Source organism: Parapedobacter tibetensis (genome assembly GCF_024704835.1).
Taxonomy (GTDB): Bacteria; Bacteroidota; Bacteroidia; order Sphingobacteriales; family Sphingobacteriaceae; genus Parapedobacter; species Parapedobacter tibetensis.
In genome coordinates this window covers 97087-119925 of record NZ_JAMXBE010000017.1, presented here as the reverse complement: position 1 = coordinate 119925, position 22839 = coordinate 97087, and the positions used below count along the sequence as shown (strand labels likewise).

Below are 22839 nucleotides of genomic sequence, written 5' to 3'. Positions count from 1 at the left end.
ATAAGGCCAATAATGTTTCCGAACGGGTCTTTAACTGTTGCTGTCATTAATTCACCGCCAACATTACACGGTTTTTCATTTTCCGCTGCTCCCAAGGCTTTCTGCATCTTTATCAATCGCTAGCCTAATTGTAAGTTGGTTTGCCATAGTTTATTTTGTGTCTGAGCTATTTTTAGAAACTTCTTTACTTTTCATTGTATCGCCCGTGATGAAATTTTTATTCCCACAAAATATAATGGGGAGAGATATTATTATAAAAACATAGAATCCAGATACTGGTTCAAGCAAACAACCAATAATGGCTATGATTAAAAGATAGTATCCGTATCTTCTAGGAATTGGCTTTCTGTATTCATTTAGATATTGCTGTATAAAACTTCCCACAAGTAAAACAAATAGACCGTTCATTTCAAACCAAAAAAAGCCAAATCGCTCAGGTGTTTCATCAACTGTGTTTATTATGCCCGACTGCAGTATGTCAATAGCCACACTCCAATTCTCAACAAAACCTATAATCAAATGCAGTACTCCTGTTACCAGGATAAAATTGCCGATATTACCTGAGTACTTATTTAACGTTCTGTTCATAATTTACAATGTTTGTTTTGGTTATTATTGAGTTTTCATTTTAATCAAAAAAACATAAGTGCCAAAAGCATTCAAAACTAATTAAACAATAATTTTCAAAATAGAATAAAAGCGACATTCACTATTATGATTTTAATTATTTTAATTTTTTTTTTAATAAAAAAAAATATAGAAAAAGTGATATATAGTACTCCCCAAATCATTTCGCCAATAGGAACACGATTAAAATGTAATGCAGCATGTACAGTTTTATTCGCAATTTCGGAGAAATGCTCATTTTCCAGTACGTGATAATTAGTGGCGGTAAAGTTACGCCGCCGGGAACTATAATATTTGGAAAAATGCGACATAATTCATGACTGACGTTAGTAAAAGAATGTTTCGTAAATAATAAGGCTTAATGAAGAGACAAAGGAGTATCGATAGCCAAAAACCTCCGAATTAGAGAGAAAAATCACATTAGAGTTCGGTCGGAGCTAACCCTGTGTATTTTTTAATTTCATTACTTAGATGCGCATGATCGTAGTAGCCACATTCAAAAGCAATGTCAGAAAGTGTTCTTTTCGGATGCCTTGCCAGAATAAGCTGTTGTGCGAATTTGTATCTAATAATATTTATAAATTCTTTTGGACTTAAGCCAATATGATATTTAAAATTCCTTTCCAACTGTTTTACAGTTGTAAAATGTTTACCAGCTAATTCATTTACTGATATATTGCCATAATGCTTTTTTACGGTTTCAATTACTGGTAATAATATGCGTTTTGGTTGAATCAGTTTATTGTAAAAGAATGAATCAAAAGCAAATGAAATATTATTAGAAAGAGAAATAATTTTTGGAGTGAACTCTTTTGGAAGTTCAACAAAACTATTTGTGACCTCATGCAGCGATGAAAATGTATAGAAATGCGAGAATGCAGCAGGCTTAAACCGTACTCCTACTAAATGTGTTTCAGGTAACGTTTTTGCCGCCATGAAATGTGTAATAGCTCCACCCAAGTATGCTTTTTCACTTTTCAGTACTGCGTTTTCAGATTCAATGTGGAAGTCTTCTTTAAGATTAATAATTATGTCAACACAACCATCTGGTAATACCTTGCCAATAGAGGTTCCACCTTCTTTACAGGTAACATCCCAATACGCATCTATAAAAGATGCTAATTGACTATGCGGTTTAAATTCTGTGAGATTCACTTGTTATTATTAATTCCTAAAGATAGCATTCACACTACAATTCTTGTAAAGAAATGAAATATTTCCAATATTGAGGTTCAAAAATTCAATGGTATCTTAACAAAAAGGAGCGCTACAAGCAGGATAGATCGCTANTAGATCGCTACTGGAAGAGGATATTAAGTATGCCAATGTGACATCGGAAAATCATCCGTTAAACACGCTAAAAGAGGTGCTACCGATGCTAAAAAACCTGCGTGGTATTTTCCAAATCGCTACACTCTCCGAAAAGCACGCTTTAATAAAAGAGGTGTTCAAAGGTAAATTGGCATATGAGAACGGGGTATTTAGAACCGCTTTTATCAATCCGGTCTTTGAAAGTAACATCATGAAAATCAACGAAAAAGGGCTTCTCGTAATTGAGAAGCCCCCACAAATTTTCGGCGGAGTCCCGCCATGTACCCAGGGCCGGGATCGAACCGGCACGGTTTCCCACTAGTGTTTGAGACTAGCGCGTCTACCAATTCCGCCACCTGGGCTTATTTAATGTTGATAAAGAACATATCCCCTGTTTGGGGATGCAAATGTATCCATTAATCTGTATTCCGCAAAATGTTTTTCAAATTTCCTGTTTTGGTTGTTTTTTTAGTAAGCAAAGACAAGATTGTCACAATCGCCCCTTATGATTGGCGTGTTTTCCCTCTATCGGTTGTCGCAAGAGAAGCTATCTTTGTAATCAGTGATGCAAGGTGCAAAAAGCGAAGCAGCGAATCAATAAATTAGCGACTTTATAAATTAATAATAAATACCATGATAGTCAATCCTTATTTGAATTTTGATGGGAATGCGGAAGAAGCGTTCCGTTTTTACCAAACGATCTTTGGCGGCGAACTGTTTGTGCAGCGCATGAGTGAGGCTCCGGGGACTGAAAACCTTCCGGACAATGAAAAAGACTATGCCATGCATGTGTCAATCCCGATTGGCGACGGACAACATTTGATGGCTTCGGACTGCCTGAAGTCGCAGGGACATGAGCTCAATGTAGGCAACAACAACTACATTTCCATCACACCGGATAGCAGGGAAGAAGCCGATAGGTTATTCAATGGGCTTTCGGCCGGTGGTAAAATCGAAATGCCTATGGAAGATATGTTTTGGGGCGATTATTTCGGCTCGTTTGAAGATAAATTTGGTGTACGCTGGATGATTAATTTCCCCGGTAACACCAAGTAGCATACATAACCTAACCGGTCGCCTAATTGGGTACGGTTAGGTTATTTTTCGGTTTACCGCCATGCATCCGGCAGTGGAAGCATCGAGCGCACGATTTGCTGACCTTTTAATTAGGTTTAGGGCCGCGTTTGTAAATGATGAGCCCGTTTAGAAAATTGCGGAGCAGCTGGTCGCCACAGGGTTTGAAGTTAGGGTGATCTTCTTTGCGGAATATAGCGCCGAGTTCTGTCTTGGTTACTCTGAAATCCACCAGCGCTAGAACGTTGATAATGTCATCATCGGTCATTTTCAAAGCAACCCGAAGTTTTTTCATGATATCATTGTTACTCATGGCATAAATTTGATTACCGGGAAATTTCTATTTTGATTTTCTTGCCTTTTATTTTTTCGTTTTTAACTAATTGAACAACACGTTCAATCTGGTTGCGTTTTACTGCTGCATATGATGAATGGTCCAATACTTCGATTAACCCAAGGTTTTCTTTATCCAATTCTCCTTTTTTGAGCAATAACCCTACAATATCTATTTTGTTTATTTTGTCTTTTTTTCCTGCTGCAATATATAGTGTTGTCCAGGGCGAGGGTTTGGGTATGGCCGCTTTTTCCGACAAATCTTCTTTTTCGGGCAATTCGTTTAAATAAGCCGGTTTATCACCAGGCGTCAAAAACAAGTAGGACGTGCCTGTGGCATGCATTCTTGCTGTACGTCCATTGCGGTGTAAAAAGGCTTCTTCATTATGTGGTAGTTGATAGTGTACCACATGTTCAATTTCAGGTATATCCAAACCACGTGATGCCAGGTCGGTCGTAATCAATACCCTATGGCTGCCGTTCCTGAATTTGAGCAATGCCCGCTCGCGGTCGTCCTGCTCCATGCCTCCGTGGAAAATATCATGCGGCAGGCCTTTGTCCCATAGCAGTTCGCTAATGCGCTCCACAGCTTCGCGGTGATTGCAGAAAACCAATGTAGGCTTATCGCTTATCTTGCAGATCAGTGTAAATAGGATGTCCAGCTTATCCGCAGCTTCGGCGATTACCACTTTTTGTTTCAGGTTAGGTACTGAAGAAGCATCGGTCAAATAATCAAGTGTAATCGGTTTGGATATTCCGGTAAAGGCTGGTATCTCATCCATCTGCGTGGCTGAGGTAAGCATGCGTTTTTTGACAGACGGCAATTGCTTGATAATATAGGCCATATCTTCCTGAAAGCCAAATTCAAGTGCTTTGTCAAATTCGTCAAGGACCAAGACGCTTATCGTGCTTGTATCGAACGTTTTGCGTCGCAAGTGGTGAGCGATACGGCCGGGCGTACCGATTAGCACGGCAGGTGGTTGTGATAGGTTGTTTAGCTCGATCTTTATCGGATGACCGCCATAACAGCAGTTGACCTTAAAGCCACTACCCATGGTTCTGAATACTTGCTCAATTTGTAAAGCAAGCTCCCGCGAAGGAACTAATATCATCGCCTGAACGGTTGATACATCTGCATCAAGCAACGGGAGCAAAGGCAATAAAAAACCTAATGTTTTACCCGATCCGGTAGGTGAAAGCAGTATGATGTCGCTTTTTTTAGCAGCGTCGATAGCCGACTGCTGCATTTCGTTGAGGGCATTAATTTTTAAATTGCGGAGCGCTTGCTTTACCATGTGCAGGATGAGTTGGCTACAAAGATAAGGTAAAACTATGGCATAACAAGCTGCTGCACCCCCGGCCACCCATGGCTAAGGTCTTTACAACCCGAAATTATCGATTTTTTCAACATCAACATGTATCGTTTTGAGATAATCTGCTTGCTGGATGAATGGCCTGTCTGTCATCAATTTACTCATCACCGTAAACCATTCATCATAAAGTCTCGTCGCTACCTTGATGGGATTCCCAGTGGGTACTGCGGAGAATGGCTTGGTTTCATGGGTCCAGGCGTGTTCCCAAGCCGAAAGCGCTTTGAAAAAGTCATTGGCATCATTGGCAGGTCGGTTATATGATTTGCGCAATCTTTTTTCCCGGTAACGCTTTTCACCTTCCGCTGGTTGTTGCAGGAGACAAGCTAGGAATTTTTCCCATCGCGGTTTATAGAAATCAGCAATAAGGCCAGCCCACTGCCTGTTGGAGTAATCAAAAAATAAGGCGTTCGGTGTTTCCGGGCCCCATACGGTGATGATACTGCGGGCATTCCGCTCGTACTGATCTTTTTCGGCATCATCTTCCCCCCAGCTCCGCGCATCTTCAATCCATTTTCCCAGCAGAAATTCCGGCCTTGTTGCCAACAGCTCATCCATATCGTCCATTAATTGTATAAAGCGGTGTCCGACATGTTGGAGTTTCGCGCGATCACCACGCTGGTAGGCCAAAGTGATTTTTTCATGTAGCAGGATAGACAAGTCTGCCATACATTGTCGGGCCACATCTACCAGGTCATACTGGTAGGTATCGAGTGTATCCAAGGTGTCTTGGCATTCGAGCAAGTATTGCCATCCTTCCCATAAGCGGAGCATATCGTAGTCCCTGACCATTTCTCCATTCATGGATACGCGGATGATTTCCAACGCAGGTCTTGCACATATTGGGCTTTCCATGGAGATAATCTTCACTTTTTTCTGTTGATAGACCGTGTCCAACAAAATTTCCCATGCTTTTGCCGCCATTTCGGGCAGCTGTCCATAACGTGCCCGGGCGTACTGCTGCACCCATTCCGAAAGGTCCGGTGCTTGCTTGTGCCACGCCACTTCGGAGGCTGCTTCGTAAATAATGGGATTGTGTTCTATTGCTTCGGGAAAAAGGCCAATCCCTTGAACGTTTCCCGCAGCTGGATTGCCAATCAGTGAACCAGCATGGCTGATAAAATGGCGAAGATTTCCGCCAGTATAAGTCCGTCCGCCATAATTATGCATCATCCCCACGATCCATGGGCGCCCCCAATAGCCATCATGTTTTTTCCAGTTGGTACCCGTGATGGACAGCATGAGGGTGCGGTCTCGGGGCACACTGCGTAATAATCCTTCGCGCAAAGACCAAGTTTGTATGGCCATCATAGCCTGTGGGTCGGCTTGGCGGAGGGTTTCAAAAATTGCTGCTCCGGCTTTTTCCAAGTAGCCAACGCCACTTATCGGTGGGGTGCTTTCATGAAATGGATCAACCGAATAGTAGTGATCCGTGCCCAGAAGGCGATACTGCTCCTGGAGGAAAGTTTTCCCGATTTCTGCAAAAGCCGGGTCCAATGGATCCAGATTGGCCGTGTCAAAAGTCGAAATCCAATTAGCCCGTTCTATTTTCGCTTCAGGATATAGATCCGCCAATGCCAATGGTACATATCCGCTAAACCCCTTCAAAATGGGAGTCATGCCCAGCTCTCGCTGTCTTGTGAGGATGCGCTGCCCGAGCTCCAGGTGGCTGTCTATCCACCCTTGAGGCAATGGCCCTCCCCAGCCTTCCAGGTTGTCCATCAGTTGCCAGGCCGAATAGCTGGGAGCCGCCAAAAAGCGGCGGATGGCATGGTCTTCCATGCCCAATTTACGCAACGTGGCTTGCCAAACAGCCTCTTGGCCAGTCACCGCCAACGGCATGTTGATTCCATGCAAAGCCATCCAATCGATCTCCCGTTGCCAACGATCCCAGTTCCACCAAGGCATGCTGTAGCTAAATGTGCAAAAGTTGAGATATACCCTGTGTTTGAATGGAGTCTCATGCCGTATCTTAGATTTCACCGGGGGTAGTGGGGTGGGGAGATTTAGGTTATCACCATTCCAAGAGACATGGCAATGGCAATGGTATTTAAGGTACCAGTTAAGCGCCGACCCAATGGATACAGGGGTATTGCCTCGCAAGGTAATCCTATCCTGATCGCTTTCGATTTCAAAGACATCGTTTCCTTCAGATGGAATGATCTCAATGTCAAAAAAATTCGCAAAGCGAGGAATGATGCGGGCAAGCAGTTTTCCGGCCGCCTGTTGGTACTCTTGCTGTCGAGCCATATGTTGAATGTTGATTTGATCGTTTGATTCCATAATTCCCCTAAGAAAACCAATTAATTGTAAACACAAAAATAGTTGGCAAATGTTTTTGTATAAATAGTTAGGCCGGTGTATGGCTTTTTTCCTTTTTTAATTTTCAGTTTTCAATTTTTCGAACTACATTTACAAAGGATTGGTATAGTTTAAATAAGTTCATTAAACTTAATACAAAAAACATGAGAATAATTGCTTTATTCATGGTGTTATTGCCAATGGCTGGTATAGCACAGGACCAAGGAACCTACTTCGAGCATGGGCTTAGCTGGTCGGAGGTTAAGGAAAAGGCCAAATCGGAAAACAAGTATTTGTTTGTGGATTGCTTCACTACTTGGTGCGGTCCCTGCAAACACATGACCAATACGATCTTCCCCCAAGAGGAGGTAGGTAAGTTTTTTAATACAAACTTTGTGAACGTAAAAGTGCAGATGGATGAGACCGACCAAGACAATGAGGAAGTAAAAAGCTGGCGGGCCGATGCCAAAGCCATCGCGGAGGAATACAGTGTACGGGCCTATCCCACATTTTTGGTTTTTTCGCCCGATGGGGAAATCGTACATCGCCTTGTAGGCGGAGGTGAGGCTGCGCAGTTCATCGCCCGTGCCAAAGAAGCACTCCAACCGGAAACACAATATTACACCCAGCTCCGGAAATATGATGCAGGGGAGCGTTCACCTGAATTTTTAAAAAATATGGCCTTGAGTGCCCAGAGTGCTTACGATATGGAAAACGCCAGCAAAATGGCGGAGGCATACCTGGAAACGCAAACGGACTTGTATACTGAGGGAAACCTGGAGTTTTTAGCCAAGACCACCAGGAGCAGCAAAGATAAAGGGTTTGATATCTTTTTGAACAATTCCGATAAGGTAAATGCCGTGTTGGGCGAAGGCAAAGCCTCCGATTTAGTGGCTTCCATTGTGATGCAAGAGGAGGTCTACGCTAAGTTGAGGGGAGAGGATGTAAATTTTGCAGCGGTGATCAATGAGGCAAAAGCCAAATACCCGAAAGTGGATATCAGCAAACAAAGCGAGATGCTTGAAATCCAGTGGTATCAACGAAACAAGGATTGGGCAAACTTCCAACCTGCGGTATTGGGTTATATGGAAAAATACGGTTCAGAGGTCTCCCCGCAGATGCTCAACAGTTTCGCTTGGGCCGTTTTCGAAAATTGTGAAGATCCCAGTTGTGTTGCTTCGGCCATTGCTTGGAGCAAACGCAGTGTTGACGAAACTGAAAGGAAAAATCCAACGTTTTTGGATACCTACGCCAACCTCCTATACAAATCTGGGAGTATAGAAGAGGCAATCGCTTACCAACAACAAGCGGTTGACTTAGCCCCTGATGGCGAAAAAGAAACATATCAAGCCACGTTGGAGAAGATGAAAAACGGAGATTCTACTTGGAAAACCGAACAATAGACAATCCTTTCCACGGATTGTAAATAAAGGCCGGGCGGTTTCGTTCGGCCTTTATTATTTTCAACTTCGTTATCCGTTACTACACGAGTCTAGCTCGATATCGCGATGATGCCCATCGATGGCGGGCAAAAGCTACGGCAAAGCATACACCAGTCATCGTGGCCATGCAGCCCGCAATGGAGGCGTTGAGCCAATAGGCCAGTCCATAGCCGGTAAGGGATACAAACAGACCCAGGATCACCGTGATTTTGAGCATTTGCTTAAGGTCATCCGTAAGCAGGTAGGCAGTGGCCGGCGGGCCGATGAGAAAAGCAATCACTAAAATAGCACCAACAGATTCGAAAGAACTGACAGTTGTAATGGACACTGCGGCCATCAGCAAATAATGCCAAACCGCGGTGGAAATGCCCACTGCGGAAGCAAAAGCGGGGTCAAAAGAAGTAAGCTTTAATTGCTTGTATCCTAAAAGAATGAATAAAATAATCAGTATCAGTACCGTACCTACAATGTAGACTGGACGCGGCCCCATAATGATGCCACTATCTAGTATCCATAAATCAATGGGGGTATAAGCGATTTCGCCATACAGCACGCAATCCTGGTCGACATCTACCTGCCCAGCAAAGATGCTGATTAGAATAATACCTATGGCAAACATAAAGGTAAAAACTACCCCAATGGCTGCATCAGATTGCAACCTTGCTTTATGGTGGAAAAACTCAATGAGCAGCGTGGCCACCAAACCAGTAGTGCTGGCTCCGATAAACATGGACACTGGCTCCCTGCTGCCGCTCCATAGAAAAGCAATGACAATGCCAGGCAAAATGGCGTGGCTGATGGCATCGCCCACCATGCTCATTTTTCGCAGGACAAGAAAACAACCCAAGAGGCCGCATGCTGAGGCAACCAAAAATCCAGTAAGTATAATCCAAAAGGCGATCATATGATTTTAGATTTACGATTTTAGATTTGCGATTTTAGATTTTTTCATTTCAACTTCCAACTTCGGGCCTCCAATTATTTTGGGATTTTTGTATTATGCGGATCCTTATCGGGGTAGTCCAATTGATGTTCGAGTTCGCGTTCGAGTTCCGGGGTAAGGATATGCTCGATGGTTTCAGCATCGTCATGCACATGGTCAGCAGGGATATCCATGTATTTGGTGAGATACAATTCCCACATCCGGTGCAGCCGAACTACCCTTGCCGCTTGTTGATAGCCTTTATCCGTCAACCCCCATTGGTTGTTGCGTGTCACCAACAATTCTTTGGTGGCCAAGCGCCTCAAGGTCGCCTTCAGTGTCGCCCTTTCCATCTCACGTGTACTGGTTAATTCGTTTAGTCCACGCATGCCATTGAAATGGCTATTCCGTTCGCCGAGATGATAAAATATTTTCAACGTGTTTTCTTCGGCAATGATCCATTGGTTTTTGTATTGTGTATACATCCTCGGGAATATACCTTTCTTTGGGGCAAAGAAAAAGGAAAAGAAGGCGATGGCAGTGGATACCACCACCATCCAGGGACCGGTGGGCATGGAGGGTGCTACATACGAAATATATGCCCCCGCTAGTCCAGCAAATGCACCAAATGCAACGGCGATTCCAACCATATGCCGGATACGGTTTGTCCAATACCTCGCCGCTGCCGCAGGGGTAATGAGCATGGCAGCCATCAATACCACACCCACTGCCGTAATGCCGGTAACCACCGCCAATACGGTAAGGCTGGTGAGTAGCAAATCCAACCTCCGTACCGGATAACCCAATGCCTGGGCATAATTTTTGTCAAATGCAACCAATGTGAATGCTTTGAAAAATAGGCCAACGGTAATCAATATAACAGCTGCAAGGATGCTAAAAATGAGTAGATCGTCGCCCACCAAGGCTGCGGCTTTGCCAAAGATAAAATGATCCAACCCACTCTGTGCCGCGTTGCCGGTTTGCTGGATAAAGGTCATCATCACCATGCCGACACCAAAAAACACAGCCAATACCAGGCCGATGGCCGCATCTTTTTTGATTTTAGACTTGGCGGTAATATAATCGATAGCAACTAGGGAAAGCCAACCGCTGACAAAAGCACCAGCGAGCATGAGTACAATATTTTTGGAACCTGAAAACAAGAATGCGGCACAAATGCCCGGCAATACGGAATGTGCCACGGCATCCCCTACCAATGCCTTCTTTTGAAGCAAGATGAAAGCACCCACCATGGCCGCACTTGACGACAGCAGGATGGTGCCAAGCACCACATATCGTACATTGGGATCCGAAAAGGAAAAGAAGTCTATTAAATTTTGCATGGCTCCATCACGATTTAATTAGGGTTCTCTAGTGGGGAAAGCCCGTTTTTCCATCATGTCACCCACTTGCGCCAGTAAATTTAGCCTACCTCCATAGGCTTGTTGTATCATTTCATCCGTAAAGACCTCGCCCGTCGGTCCGCCAGCCACTAAGCGCATATTGAGCAAGATAATCCAGTCGAAATAATCGCGTGCCGACTGTAAATCATGATGCACTACGATAATGGTTTTGTTGGCAGCTGCCATGTCCCGAAGCAAAGTGATGATGGCTTGTTCGGTAGCCGCGTCCACGCCGGCAAAAGGTTCGTCCATGAAGTAGATATCGGCCTCTTGTGCCAATGCCCTGGCTAGAAAAACACGCTGCTGCTGCCCACCCGATAACTGGGATATTTGTCTTTTTGCAAATGCTGACATCCCCATTTTATCCAGGCAGTCCATGGCCATGGCTTTATCCTGCCGGTCTGGATTGCGTAGCAGTCCCATCTTACCATAGCGGCCCATCAGTACCACATCCAATACGGAAACCGGAAAGTCCCAGTCGACTGATTCGCGTTGCGGCACATAGCTTACACGATGTCTCACCTCTTCCAAGGGGTGCCCAAAGAGTTTGACATATCCACTCGAAGGTGGTATCAGCCCCATGATTGTTTTAAGTAAAGTGGATTTGCCCGCCCCATTGGGTCCAACAACACCCGCTATACAGCCTGATGGAAGGGTGAAATCAATACCCCAAAGCACGGGTTTGCGTGAATAACTTACGGTAAGGTCATGTACCTCCAATACCGGTTCTTTTGCATGTATAATCATAGCTCGATTTTTTTAAATGGAACGCAGATGACACGGGATGGGCTGTTTAATCTGTATCATCAGCGTTCTAATTATTTTAGTGCCTCCACAATCGTGTTGACATTATATTTTACCATGCCAATATAAGTGCCTTCAGGGGTATCCGGTTTGCCCATGGCATCTGAAAACAGGTTTCCTCCGATACGTACACGGCCTCCACGCTCGTTTACACCAGCCAATACGGCTTTCAATGACCTGTCTGATACCGAACTTTCGACAAATACTGCCGGAATCTGGTGTGCCACGATGTAATCAACCAAACCGGATACATCCCGTAACCCAAATTCCGAGAGGGTGGAAATGCCTTGCAATCCCCTTACCTCAATGCCGTATGCGCGGCCAAAGTAGCTGAAGGCATCATGGGCTGTAATGAGCACTCTTTTTTCCTCAGGTATGGTATTGATGCGTGAACGTACCCAGTTATCCAGTGAATCCAATTGGGTCATGTATGCATAGGCATTAGCTTCGTAATAAACGGCATGCTTACTATCGAGCTTAACCAATTGCGCCACTGCACCGGCCGTGGCCGCCTTCCAAAGCGATACATCAAACCAGATATGGGGGTCATAGGTGTTTTCCGTCACTTCAATCAAATCCGGAAGCCCATCGCCCAGCGCAATCACGGGTTTGACCCGTTGCTGCTTTTCAAGGATACGACCCAGTTTACCCTCGAGGTGTAGCCCATTGTAAAATAGGTAATCTGCATCCAGTATTTTGCGCAAATCGCCTTGGCTGGCCTTATATAAATGCGGATCGACACCGGGACCCATGATGGCTTCTACAATGGCCGAATCTCCTGTGATATGGCGAAGCATGTCGGCTATCATTCCTGTGGTAGCCAATATATGAGGTTTCCCTTCAGGTACGTTGCTGCTCAATGGTGGTCGACAGGATAGGCAACCGAATAGCCATACGATAGTAAGGAAATAACAAATTCTCTCCATATCAAAAGCAAAAATACAAAATTTAGACTAATCTAACATTTTTTGTAAGTTATTTTTAACTATTCGGGAGTATGGGGTTATTTTCATACCTTTGAATTGTCTAATCAATTAGGATTCTTATGCAAGAAGTATATATTGTTTCGGCTGTAAGGACACCCATCGGAAGTTTCGGGGGCAGCCTATCGACCTTGTCTGCTACCCAATTGGGCGGGATTGCAATCCGGGAAGCAGTACGTCGTACCGGGTTTTCTGCTGATCATATTCAGGAAGTTTATTTTGGCAATGTATTATCGGCTAGCTTGGGACAGGCACCCGCCACGCAGGCAGCTAAGTTTGCCGGATTGCCCGATATCCCTGCAACAACGGTGAATAAAGTATGTGCATCTGGTGCGAAAGCAATCATGTTGGCGGCTCAGGGTATCGCGTTGGGCATAAATGACATCGTGGTGGCCGGTGGTATGGAAAGCATGAGCAATGTGCCATATTACTTGGATAAGGCGCGGACGGGCTATCGGCTTGGGCATGGTGCAGTGACGGATGGACTGGTGAAAGATGGGCTTTGGGATGTGTACAATGACTATCACATGGGTTCAGCGGCAGAACTTTGTGCCTCGGAATGTGGCATTGGTCGAGATGAGCAGGATGCCTATGCCATCGAGTCCTACAAGCGGTCGCAGGCCGCGCAGCAGTCAGGCAAGTTTGCCGGTGAAATTATCCCCGTGGAAATCAAGGGCCGAAAGGGAGAGGTGACATTAGTAGGTGAGGACGAAGAAATTCACGCCGTGAAATTCGATAAAATACTGGATCTAAAGCCTGTGTTCAAAAAGGATGGAACGGTCACGGCTGCCAATGCCTCTACGCTCAACGATGGGGCCGCGGCATTGGTATTAGTAAGCGAAGCGAAACTCAAGGAGTTGGGGCTACAGCCTTTGGCGCGTATACGTGGATATGGGGATGCGCAGCAGGCTCCCGAATGGTTTACCACGGCCCCATCCAAAGCAATCCCCCGTGCATTGCAACATGCGGGCATTGGCGCCGATGAAGTGGATTTCTATGAGATAAACGAAGCCTTTTCGGTGGTATCCATCGCCAATAACCAAGCGTTAGGATTATCGCCGGATAAGGTCAACATCAATGGCGGTGCAGTTTCCCTTGGCCATCCATTGGGTGCCTCGGGCGCACGTATCGTGGTGACCTTGCTTTCCGTGTTAGCACAAAACAATGGCCGGATTGGTGTGGTCGGTATTTGCAACGGCGGGGGAGGGGCGAGTGCCTTGGTGGTGGAAAGGATGGGATGATTTACGATTTTAGATTTACGAGATGCCCGATATGCATACAGTCTAGAGAGAAATGGGTATATTGATGCGACGGATTCATTCCACGGTATTATTTGCATGTGTTACGGTGCTCTATGCCAATGGGCAGGTGGATAATCGCGGGGAAGTTCATATACTTCAAGACAGCCTCGTAAAATTGGGGCATATCATGTATAATGAACCCAGTGAACCAGAACGGCTGAAAGCCAATTTCACTTTTGTCAAAACCTTGGTGTCAGCCTTGCAAACACCGCATTCCTATTCCTTTCCGTTTGATTCCGTAGATATGGTCTCTATTCTCAAATCTCCTGATGACAAATTCAGGATATTCTCCTGGCATATCCAACTGAATGATGGCTCCTTCCTTTATTATGGAACCATCCAGTTAAACACAACAGATGGCCGCCTCAAGATGTATCCGCTGCTGGACAAGACCTATGAAATGAAGGCGCCTGAAATGGCGATTACCGCTAGCAGTGAATGGTACGGTGCCCAGTACTACCGCATAATCCCACTTGGTAATGACTATGTGTTACTTGGCTGGAAAGGATATACGCCGAACATGACGCAGAAGGTAATCGAGGTGCTGCATATAGGGAGCGATAGTGCGCGACTGGGCAAATCCATCTTTGAAGGCGGTGATACTGGGCAAAATACCCGTATGATATATCGGTATAATAGACAGGCCAGTATGCATCTCGACTATGATACATTGGAACACCGAATTGTGATGGACCACTTGGCGCCTGCCGATGTCCGATACAAAGAACAGTACGAGCAGTATGGACCGGATATGACCTACGATGCCTGGAAATTGGAAAAAGGCAGGCTGGTACTTGTTTCGGATATACCATTGATGAATCTACCCGATTCAAAGGATGAACAGTATAATGATCCAAGAAAACCTTCAAACCATCCGAAAAGTGGCCTTCCCCCACAATAAATACCGATTTGATAGACTATTATTTTCAATAACTTTCAGGAAAAATCCCAAAAAGTTTGTTTTATTTGCAGCTTAGGCCTTAACAGAGACCATTTAGATAATAACACCTAATATCGTATTATGCAACAAATACAACAAGATGAACAATTGAACGAACACCTCATTAAGAACAGGGTAAGTACTAAGTCTATATTTGAGCATCCAGTAGGGTTGTTCGTGCTGTTTTTCACGGAGATGTGGGAGCGGTTCAGTTACTACGGCATGCGAGCGCTCTTAACACTTTTTTTGGTGTCCGAGCTGAGTAGCGGGGGGTGGGAATGGTCACGGGAAGATGCCATGCAGTTGTATGGTTGGTATACCGGCTTGGTTTACCTCACGCCGCTTATCGGTGGGTTTATCGCAGATCGACTAACGGGATACCGTAAGGCGGTCATCCTGGGGGCATTAATCATGACACTTGGCCATGCGTCCATGGCGTTGGAAACGGTAGGGACGAGCTTTTTCTATATGGGGCTAGCGCTCATGATTTTGGGCAACGGCCTGTTCAAACCGAATATTTCTTCTATCGTTGGGCAACTTTATCCGGACAATAGCAAGAAGAAGGATGCTGCCTATACCATTTTTTATATGGGTATCAATGCTGGTGCATTCCTCGGTATGCTGCTCTGCGGATATATCGGTGAGAAAATAGGATGGCACTATGGTTTTGGATTGGCTGGTGTTTTCATGTTTTTCGGGATGCTTCAGTTTTATTTTGCGCAGCGTATTTTCGGGGTGTTGGGCGAATCACCCAAAGAAACGCTTAAACGCGAGGAAACAGGAGATGCTGCAAGCAGCCTGGATGATGATGTGGAAGTAAAGGGCCTGCCTCATCATGTGGTTAGAGACAGGCTGATTGTCATCTTCGTACTCTCCTTATCAAGTATTTTCTTTTGGATGGCCTTTGAGCAGGCCGGCGGATCCATGAACATTTTCGCGAAAGATTATACGGAACGCGTATTGATGGGAAATACTGCGCTTACCTTCAAGTGGGTGGACGCTGCCTTGACAATTTTTCCGTTGCTGATTGTTTCGTGGGTGCTTTTTTCGCTGGCGAAGAAAATTTTTTCCGAATATCCATTATCCATATTCTTCACCGCGTTAAGCTTCGTCGTGATTTGGGTTTTAGGCATCTGGAAAGTCCAACGCGAATTTTATGCATTGGAAACTGAAGTAGCTGCATCGTGGTTTCAAATCCTTAATTCTTTTTTTATAATTACACTGGCTGCGCCATTTAGCAAAGTTTGGGAAAAGGTGTTTAACCCAACCGGACCGATAAAATTTGCGATTGGCCTTGTCCTTTTAGGTATCGGCTTCGCAGCTCTAGCTTATGGGAGCAGGGATATTCCCCAAGGCGCGGCGACAGCTCAAGTAAGTATGATTTGGCTGATACTTGCTTATTTTTTCCACACGTCCGGTGAGTTATGTGTATCACCTGTTGGATTATCGTATATGAGCAAACTTTCTCCCAAAAAGTTCGTTGGGCTGATTTTTGGCATATGGTTTCTATGCACCGCGATCGCAAACTGGTTGGCAGGTATGTCGGGAAGCCTTATTGATAAAATTAGCGAAGCATATTCCCTCTCGACCTTCTTCTTAATTTTTGCAGTCATACCCGGTATTGCAGGATTGATACTTATTGCGGTTTCTCCATTGTTGAGGCGTATGATGCACGGTATCCACTAGCGTATTGCAGTGATGCTTGGAATACCGTTACAGTCTACATACTGTAACGGTATTTTTGTATTCAACCTTTTGCTTATATTCGTTACCTTTACCCGACAAATTATAATCGGCAGTGTCAGACAGTATCGTTATCATCCCTACATACAATGAAAAAGAAAACATTGAAAAGATTATCCGAAAGGTGTTTTCGCAAGCCGAACCTTTTCATGTACTGGTGGTAGACGATAGTTCACCCGATGGTACCGGAGCTATTGTGAATCGATTACAGGAGGAATTTCCTGGCCAATTATTTTTGGAGGAGCGGAGAGACAAATTAGGTTTAGGTACCGCTTATATCCATGGGTTTCACTGGTGTGTTGCGAAGAAATATGAATACATTTTCGAGATGGATGCGGATTTTTCGCATAACCCTGATGATTTGCCGCGACTCCGCAATGCCTGTGCGTCTGGTGCAGACATGGCCATTGGGTCGCGGTACATCAAAGGTGTGAATGTGGTCAACTGGCCAATGAGTAGGGTGTTGATGTCATACTTTGCTTCGGCATATGTGCGATGGATCACGGGGATAGCCGTAAGGGATACGACAGCAGGTTTTGTATGCTATAAACGTAACGTGCTGGAAACCATATCGCTTGATCGAATAAGGTTCGTAGGATATGCGTTCCAAATCGAAATGAAATTCACGACCATCAAGTATGGATTCCATGTGGTAGAGATACCGATTATCTTTACGGACCGCACGGAAGGCACATCTAAGATGAGTACGCATATTTTCAGGGAAGCCTTTTTTGGCGTAATACAGATGAAGGTGAGTAGTTGGTTTAGGAAATATAAAAGATAGGTTGATTCGTGGATTGGCAAATTGGCGAATAGACGAATCAGCAGGTAAGCAATTTCGCGCATCAGCAAGCAGAAAAAATGAACGAACATTTGGATCCCAATCCCGAAAGGTTATCTAATACTGAGCGTGAGCTGGAGAAAGTGCTACGCCCACAGGTATTTGAAGATTTCACTGGGCAGCAAAAAATCTTGGCAAATCTCAGGGTATTTGTGCAGGCGGCCAAATTACGGGGTGAAGCGTTGGATCATGTATTGCTTCATGGCCCACCAGGCCTCGGCAAGACTACACTTTCATACATCATCGCCAATGAAATGGGGGCAGGAATCAAAATCACCTCTGGCCCGGTATTGGATAAGCCTGGCGATCTAGCGGGACTATTGACCAACTTAGGAGAAGGGGACATTCTCTTTATCGACGAAATACACCGTCTAAGTCCGGTGGTCGAAGAATACCTATACTCGGCTATGGAAGATTTCAAGATTGATATCATGCTTGAAACCGGGCCTAATGCACGGTCAGTACAAATTACGCTCAATCCGTTTACCTTGGTGGGAGCCACCACCCGCTCAGGATTGCTCACAGCGCCGCTTCGGGCAAGATTTGGCATCAATGCAAGGTTGGAATACTATGATGCCAAGCTACTTACTACCATCGTGCTCCGGTCGGCCGAGATTCTCCGTACCCCCATTACAGACGAAGGGGCTTTTGAAATTGCCCGCAGGAGTAGGGGAACACCCCGAATAGCGAATGCCTTACTACGACGCACACGTGATTTTGCCCAGATAAAGGGCGATGGAAAAATTGATATCCCTATTGCTCAATATGCGTTGAATGCCCTAAATGTGGATGAACACGGCTTGGATGAAATGGATAACCGGATATTGACCACCATCATTGACAAATTCAAGGGCGGGCCGGTCGGTGTCAAAACCATCGCTACGGCCGTTGGGGAAGATGAAGGTACTATTGAGGAAGTATATGAACCTTTTCTTATACAGGAAGGTTACCTGATGCGAACTTCCCGGGGGAGAGAATGCACCGAATTAGCATACAAACATTTAGGAAAAACCAGTCATTCGAAGGGAAATACCTTGTTTTAATTGGGGGTATCCATTTATTTTTTTATAAAAAGCTGAAAACTGGTATAAGTATTGATGGGTGATTGCTTTGGTAATTAACCACATACCCTTACACTGTAACGATGAGAAGAAACTGTCCGTATATTATTTTCTGCATCCTAACCTTCCCCCTTCTTACAAAAGCCCAATTTGGAAATGAATCACCCATTCCGTATTTCCGTTACTCGGTTACGGCGGGATTGGGCGCTACCCAACTCTATGGCGATTTGGATAATCGGCAACTTGGTGGGGGAGTATACTTAAGGGGGAATTATTTTCTCACCCATGGAGTAAGTATAGGACTGGAGTTGCAGGAAGGCTTATTGCGGGGAGAAGACAATGCTAGCGTTGATGGCTTGCGCCGCAGAAGTACCAACCTCTTCCATGCCGCTATCATCGGGGTCAATTTCCAACCGTTTAAATACCTCCAAGACGACCACCTGCGGCGGATTGAGTACCGCCAATCGTATGGCAAGCGTGTGGTCAACAGCGTATATGCAGGAGCAGGGGTAGGGGCGGTTTATAGTCTGCAATGGGACAACGACAGGGCCGGATATACCAATTCAAACGGAAGTAGTAGTGTGTCGCCAACCCATCAAGGGAAGGATTATGGACTCAGTTATATCATGAGCACCAATGTTGGATTGGAACTCCCACTCCATAGCCTGAAACCCAATCTCCTTGATTCTTATATATGGAATTTGATCATCTGTGGTCAGCTCAACTTTTCCTTGGATGATGAGCTGGATGGCTATAGTGGCACCTATCCAGGAAATGACAGTAAGGATGTGTATAGCTTCCTAACCATTGGGGTCAACCTCCGGTTTTGATTTTTTTAGTTTATCCAATATCTTTTTGCCCCGGCTTTGCATGGCTGCCGAACCGTCTCGCATGAAGAATTCAACTTGGTTTTTCAGTTCGTCTCTTATCCAACTAAATTCCTTGCTCATATTAAACAGGATATCCATGCAATTCACTTGTACGGCCACTGGCGTATCGGGATCAATAAGCCATTCGAAAACAATCTCCACCAAACGCGCTCGGTCAATTCCCTTGTAAACACCTTGAAATGGCATTGAGGTTCTTGGATGGGTAATCTGCATCAATATTTTGGTGAAATGCCGCTGGCAGCTGCTGTTTCGCTGATCATGCAGGTGATCGATAAAGTTATGGAAAGCAGGCATGAAGCTTTCGGGATACTGAATGGCAATGTACTCCAATACCCAAGCAGCACGAAAAGCAATGGATTCGTTTTTTTCATAGAAACACACCTCATGCAGCAAAACGACAGGAATCGTATCTTCACCCAAGGTTGCCAAATCCGGCACTTTGGTCTTGGTCAATGTGGTAGCTAACCGATTGATGAGTGTTTGCTTGTCCATGATAATCGGCTAAGCATAACCCCAGAGGTTTATGCACTGGCAACTGTTCAGGGCAAACCTATGGGGTTTCAAACAGGTTAGATATAACGATTCACCAAATTCTCAAAGAATTCTTGCTTGCCGCTGATCGTTTCGGGTTCGCCCGATGCCGCCGCGATGTTTCGCAAGTCGGATAGGGTGAGCTTGTCTTCTTCAAAGTCTTTGCCCTTTCCGGCGTCAAATGACGCGTAACGGTGGGCCCTTAATTTGCGGTAGTCTGATTTTTGAAGGATATTATCGGCCGCAATCAGCGCACGGGCAAACATATCAGCGCCTCCAATATGCGCGTGGAAGAGGTCGGCGCGATTCGTGGAATTGCGGCGTACCTTGGCATCGAAGTTAATTCCTCCGCCTGTGAAACCACCCGCTTCAAGGATGATGAGCATGCATTCGGTCAGTTCATTGATGTTGTTCGGAAACTGGTCGGTATCCCAGCCGTTTTGGTAGTCACCACGGTTGGCGTCCATCGATCCAAGCAAACCGGCGTCGGCTGCCACCTGCAATTCGTGTTGGAAGGTGTGCCCAGCCAGCGTGGCATGGTTCACTTCGAGGTTGAGCTTGAAGTCTTCGAGTAGGTCATATTGCCGCAGGAAACTGATGACGGTGGCCGCATCGTAATCGTATTGGTGCTTGGTGGGCTCACAAGGCTTGGGCTCGATAAAAAATGTGCCCTGGAATCCTTGGCCACGCGCATAGTCCTTGGCGACGTGCAGCATGCGGGCAAGGTGTTCCTGTTCCCGCTTCATGTCGGTGTTTAGCAATGTCATATATCCTTCTCGACCGCCCCAGAAGACGTAATTTTCACCATTGAGCGCAATCGTAGCATCCAAGGCCGCTTTGATCTGTGCACCCGCGTGCGCCACCACGGCAAAATCCGGATTGGTGGCCGCCCCGTTCATATAGCGTTTGTGCGAAAACAGGTTGGCCGTACCCCACAGCAGCTTTACTCCACTAGCTGCCTGTTTTTCTTTAGCATAGTCTACCAACGTTTGGAGCCTTTTCTCATTCTCAACCACATCATCGCCGTAGTCCACCACATCGACATCATGGAAACAATAATAAGGCATACCAATTTTGGTGAAAAATTCAAAAGCTGCATCCATCTTGTCTTTTGCGCGTTGGATGACATCATTGCTTTTGTTCCAGGGGAAAAATAATGTCGGTCCGCCAAAAGGATCGCTACCATCGCCATTAAACGAATGCCAGTAAGCTACAGCAAACCGCAGATGTTCTTCCATGGTTTTACCTGCTACGACCTTGCTAGCATCATACCAGCGGTAGGCAAAAGGGTTGTCCGATTCGGGGCCTTCGTATACGATTTTACCGATTCCTTTGAAATATTCGCTATCTCCGATAAGTACGTTTGACATGAGTTTTTATGTTTATGAGTTTATAGATTATTTTTTATGCGCGATTTAATTGGCTAACCAACAATTCCTGCCACTCGTGGTAAAGATCTTCGTAAAAGCTGGATGCTTGCGGTTCTACGGTTTTCAAGGCTTTCAACTGGCTGAATGCCTCGGCGGTCGAAGTGAAGATACCCGAACCAATACCAGCCCCCAGCGCGGCCCCCACACTGCCATCATTTTCATAAAGTTCTACAGGTATGCGGGTCACATTCACGAAAATATCCGTAAATAGTTCGCTGAGGAACATGTTTGCGCGTCCGGCGCGGATGATGGATGGGTGCATGCCATTTTCTCGGATGATATCCAGCCCATAACGGAAGGCATAAGCAATGCCTTCCTGTGATGCCCTGAAGATATGCGAGCGTCCATGAGCATTGAAATCGAGATCAATGAATTGGGCACCGAGAATTTTGTTGTTGAGGATGCGTTCGGCACCATTGCCAAAAGGAAGGATTTTAAGGCCATTACTTCCGGGGCTCACCGCTTTTCCCAGGGTATTCATTTGTTGGTAATCTATACCATGCCCAAAATGCTCCTTTACCCATCGGTTGAGTATACCTGTGCCGTTTATGCATAATAGTACGCCTGTCCGCGTTACATCGGGTGTATGATTTACATGAGCAAAGGTGTTTATGCGAGATGCCTGGTCATATACCAGCTGGTCACTCACTGCGTAAATGACGCCTGACGTGCCTGCCGTGGCCGCTACTTCCCCAGGCTGTAAGACATTAAGCGATAGTGCATTGTTGGGCTGGTCGCCCGCTTTGTAGCATACGGGAATGCCCGGCGCTAAACCCAGTGTTGCGGCCACATCCCGCCGTAAAGTGCCATGTTCGCCAAATAGTGGTTTGATTTCTGGGAATATGGCGTCATCAAAACCAAAATGCTGAATGACATCAGCGGAAATGCGGTTGTCCTTGAAATCCCAAAAAATACCCTCGGAGAGGGCTGATATGCTAGTAGTAGCAGAACCGGTCAATTGCAGGCCGATATAGTCGCCGGGAAGCATGATTTTATGGGCTTTGCTGTAGGTTTCAGGTTCATTTGCCTTTACCCATGCCCACTTTGAGGCCGTGAAATTACCAGGCGAATTCAATAGGTGCTCCAAGGCATGCTGTTGGCCGATTTTGGCAAAAGCGTCTTCCCCAATATCCACTGCGCGACTATCGCACCAGATGATGGAGTTCCTTAGGGCGTCCCCATTTTTATCGACCACCACTAGTCCGTGCATTTGGTAGGCTATTCCGATGGCTCCAATGTCTTGCGCCCTGAAGGAAGCGTTGGAAGTAAGTTTACGGATGGCGAGTACCACTTGCTCCCACCACATGTCGGGTGCTTGCTCGGCCCACCCTGGTAAAACGGAACGGATACTATTCTCGTGGTCTTCTGGATAACGGGCGGCTGCAATGCACGTCTGGGTGTTTGCATCCACCACAGATACCTTAATGGACGATGTACCGATATCAATACCTAATAACAACATGGCAAAATCAACTAGGTTTCATAATAATGCTAACGTTGGCATAAAGGTAAGATATTCCTTCCGATTTCCA

The 22839-nt window shown here is 45.5% G+C and carries 20 protein-coding genes and 1 tRNA gene; 8 read left to right on the top strand and 13 right to left on the bottom strand.

Annotated elements, in window-relative coordinates; genetic code table 11:
- Positions 1-150: 150 nt before the first annotated feature.
- The 3 genes from NF543_RS21665 to NF543_RS21655 all read right to left on the bottom strand — a co-directional run bounded on the left by NF543_RS21665 (position 151) and on the right by NF543_RS21655 (position 2300).
- Complete coding sequence (locus NF543_RS21665; RefSeq protein WP_257670291.1) at positions 151-588, bottom strand: DUF6463 family protein; 438 nt, start codon at positions 586-588, stop codon at positions 151-153.
- 459 nt (positions 589-1047) lie between these two features.
- On the bottom strand, positions 1048-1782 hold the full coding sequence (locus NF543_RS21660) for a helix-turn-helix domain-containing protein (protein WP_257670290.1): 735 nt from the start codon (positions 1780-1782) through the stop codon (positions 1048-1050).
- Between the two features lie 438 nt (positions 1783-2220).
- Positions 2221-2300: transfer RNA gene (locus tag NF543_RS21655), tRNA-Leu, on the bottom strand.
- A gap of 271 nt (positions 2301-2571) precedes the next feature.
- Between NF543_RS21655 and NF543_RS21650 the strand changes: the two genes are divergently transcribed.
- Positions 2572-2994, top strand: a complete 423-nt coding sequence (locus NF543_RS21650; RefSeq protein ID WP_257670289.1) for a VOC family protein — start codon at positions 2572-2574, stop codon at positions 2992-2994.
- Positions 2995-3100: 106 nt separating this feature from the next.
- Here the strand turns inward: NF543_RS21650 and NF543_RS21645 are convergent, their stop codons facing one another.
- The 3 genes from NF543_RS21645 to NF543_RS21635 form a co-directional block, all read right to left on the bottom strand.
- On the bottom strand, positions 3101-3307 hold the full coding sequence (locus tag NF543_RS21645; protein WP_257670288.1) for a DUF1456 family protein: 207 nt from the start codon (positions 3305-3307) through the stop codon (positions 3101-3103).
- A 31-nt stretch (positions 3308-3338) separates the two neighbouring features.
- Positions 3339-4640: a DEAD/DEAH box helicase gene (locus tag NF543_RS21640; protein ID WP_257670287.1), complete on the bottom strand. Its 1302-nt coding sequence runs from the start codon at positions 4638-4640 to the stop codon at positions 3339-3341.
- Positions 4641-4724: 84 nt separating this feature from the next.
- Positions 4725-6965: an alpha-N-acetylglucosaminidase gene (locus NF543_RS21635; protein WP_257670286.1), complete on the bottom strand. Its 2241-nt coding sequence runs from the start codon at positions 6963-6965 to the stop codon at positions 4725-4727.
- Positions 6966-7180: 215 nt separating this feature from the next.
- On the opposite strand from NF543_RS21635, the gene NF543_RS21630 reads away from it, so the two are divergent.
- A complete protein-coding gene (locus tag NF543_RS21630) occupies positions 7181-8419 on the top strand; it encodes a thioredoxin family protein (RefSeq protein WP_257670285.1) in 1239 nt (412 codons plus the stop codon).
- Between the two features lie 79 nt (positions 8420-8498).
- Here the strand turns inward: NF543_RS21630 and NF543_RS21625 are convergent, their stop codons facing one another.
- The 4 genes from NF543_RS21625 to NF543_RS21610 form a co-directional block, all read right to left on the bottom strand.
- Positions 8499-9362 (bottom strand): metal ABC transporter permease, encoded by an 864-nt coding sequence (locus NF543_RS21625; RefSeq protein WP_257670284.1) that lies wholly within the window; start codon positions 9360-9362, stop codon positions 8499-8501.
- 74 nt (positions 9363-9436) lie between these two features.
- On the bottom strand, positions 9437-10723 hold the full coding sequence (locus NF543_RS21620; protein ID WP_257670283.1) for a metal ABC transporter permease: 1287 nt from the start codon (positions 10721-10723) through the stop codon (positions 9437-9439).
- An 18-nt stretch (positions 10724-10741) separates the two neighbouring features.
- Positions 10742-11530 carry a metal ABC transporter ATP-binding protein gene (locus tag NF543_RS21615; protein WP_257670282.1) on the bottom strand — a complete coding sequence of 263 codons (789 nt, stop codon included), beginning with the start codon at positions 11528-11530 and terminating at the stop codon, positions 10742-10744.
- Between the two features lie 71 nt (positions 11531-11601).
- On the bottom strand, positions 11602-12513 hold the full coding sequence (locus NF543_RS21610) for a metal ABC transporter solute-binding protein, Zn/Mn family (protein ID WP_257670281.1): 912 nt from the start codon (positions 12511-12513) through the stop codon (positions 11602-11604).
- 119 nt (positions 12514-12632) lie between these two features.
- Here NF543_RS21610 and NF543_RS21605 point away from each other — a divergent pair, with 119 nt between their 5' ends.
- From NF543_RS21605 to NF543_RS21580, 6 genes are all read left to right on the top strand, one after another.
- Entirely contained in the window at positions 12633-13811 is a 1179-nt protein-coding gene (locus NF543_RS21605) for an acetyl-CoA C-acyltransferase (protein WP_257670280.1), read from the top strand.
- Between the two features lie 52 nt (positions 13812-13863).
- The gene (locus NF543_RS21600; protein WP_257957545.1) at positions 13864-14772 is read left to right on the top strand and encodes a hypothetical protein; all 909 of its coding nucleotides are present in this window, start codon (positions 13864-13866) and stop codon (positions 14770-14772) included.
- A 120-nt stretch (positions 14773-14892) separates the two neighbouring features.
- Positions 14893-16497 (top strand): peptide MFS transporter, encoded by a 1605-nt coding sequence (locus NF543_RS21595; protein WP_257670278.1) that lies wholly within the window; start codon positions 14893-14895, stop codon positions 16495-16497.
- 112 nt (positions 16498-16609) lie between these two features.
- Entirely contained in the window at positions 16610-17338 is a 729-nt protein-coding gene (locus NF543_RS21590) for a polyprenol monophosphomannose synthase (protein WP_257670277.1), read from the top strand.
- Positions 17339-17415: 77 nt separating this feature from the next.
- On the top strand, positions 17416-18438 hold the full coding sequence (gene ruvB / locus NF543_RS21585) for a Holliday junction branch migration DNA helicase RuvB (RefSeq protein ID WP_257670276.1): 1023 nt from the start codon (positions 17416-17418) through the stop codon (positions 18436-18438).
- Between the two features lie 101 nt (positions 18439-18539).
- On the top strand, positions 18540-19286 hold the full coding sequence (locus NF543_RS21580) for a hypothetical protein (RefSeq protein ID WP_257670275.1): 747 nt from the start codon (positions 18540-18542) through the stop codon (positions 19284-19286).
- Here the strand turns inward: NF543_RS21580 and NF543_RS21575 are convergent.
- The 3 genes from NF543_RS21575 to NF543_RS21565 form a co-directional block, all read right to left on the bottom strand.
- On the bottom strand, positions 19257-19838 hold the full coding sequence (locus NF543_RS21575) for a HEAT-like fold family protein (protein WP_257670274.1): 582 nt from the start codon (positions 19836-19838) through the stop codon (positions 19257-19259). The two genes, NF543_RS21580 and NF543_RS21575, sit on opposite strands and share 30 nt — an antisense overlap.
- Before the next feature lie 77 nt (positions 19839-19915).
- The gene (gene xylA / locus NF543_RS21570; RefSeq protein WP_257670273.1) at positions 19916-21247 is read right to left on the bottom strand and encodes a xylose isomerase; all 1332 of its coding nucleotides are present in this window, start codon (positions 21245-21247) and stop codon (positions 19916-19918) included.
- A gap of 34 nt (positions 21248-21281) precedes the next feature.
- Positions 21282-22769, bottom strand: a complete 1488-nt coding sequence (locus NF543_RS21565; RefSeq protein ID WP_257670272.1) for a xylulokinase — start codon at positions 22767-22769, stop codon at positions 21282-21284.
- Positions 22770-22839 lie beyond the last annotated feature (70 nt).

Coding starts and splice junctions, on each gene's coding strand:
- NF543_RS21600 (WP_257957545.1), top strand. CDS start 13,864: ATGGGTATATTGATGCGACGGATTCATTCCACGGTATTATTTGCATGT.
- NF543_RS21635 (WP_257670286.1), bottom strand. CDS start 6,965: ATGGCTCGACAGCAAGAGTACCAACAGGCGGCCGGAAAACTGCTTGCC.
- NF543_RS21595 (WP_257670278.1), top strand. CDS start 14,893: ATGCAACAAATACAACAAGATGAACAATTGAACGAACACCTCATTAAG.
- NF543_RS21640 (WP_257670287.1), bottom strand. CDS start 4,640: ATGGTAAAGCAAGCGCTCCGCAATTTAAAAATTAATGCCCTCAACGAA.
- NF543_RS21665 (WP_257670291.1), bottom strand. CDS start 588: ATGAACAGAACGTTAAATAAGTACTCAGGTAATATCGGCAATTTTATC.
- NF543_RS21615 (WP_257670282.1), bottom strand. CDS start 11,530: ATGATTATACATGCAAAAGAACCGGTATTGGAGGTACATGACCTTACC.
- ruvB (WP_257670276.1), top strand. CDS start 17,416: ATGAACGAACATTTGGATCCCAATCCCGAAAGGTTATCTAATACTGAG.
- NF543_RS21610 (WP_257670281.1), bottom strand. CDS start 12,513: ATGGAGAGAATTTGTTATTTCCTTACTATCGTATGGCTATTCGGTTGC.
- NF543_RS21580 (WP_257670275.1), top strand. CDS start 18,540: ATGAGAAGAAACTGTCCGTATATTATTTTCTGCATCCTAACCTTCCCC.
- NF543_RS21650 (WP_257670289.1), top strand. CDS start 2,572: ATGATAGTCAATCCTTATTTGAATTTTGATGGGAATGCGGAAGAAGCG.
- NF543_RS21630 (WP_257670285.1), top strand. CDS start 7,181: ATGAGAATAATTGCTTTATTCATGGTGTTATTGCCAATGGCTGGTATA.
- NF543_RS21605 (WP_257670280.1), top strand. CDS start 12,633: ATGCAAGAAGTATATATTGTTTCGGCTGTAAGGACACCCATCGGAAGT.
- xylA (WP_257670273.1), bottom strand. CDS start 21,247: ATGTCAAACGTACTTATCGGAGATAGCGAATATTTCAAAGGAATCGGT.
- NF543_RS21565 (WP_257670272.1), bottom strand. CDS start 22,769: ATGTTGTTATTAGGTATTGATATCGGTACATCGTCCATTAAGGTATCT.
- NF543_RS21645 (WP_257670288.1), bottom strand. CDS start 3,307: ATGAAAAAACTTCGGGTTGCTTTGAAAATGACCGATGATGACATTATC.
- NF543_RS21620 (WP_257670283.1), bottom strand. CDS start 10,723: ATGCAAAATTTAATAGACTTCTTTTCCTTTTCGGATCCCAATGTACGA.
- NF543_RS21625 (WP_257670284.1), bottom strand. CDS start 9,362: ATGATCGCCTTTTGGATTATACTTACTGGATTTTTGGTTGCCTCAGCA.
- NF543_RS21575 (WP_257670274.1), bottom strand. CDS start 19,838: ATGGACAAGCAAACACTCATCAATCGGTTAGCTACCACATTGACCAAG.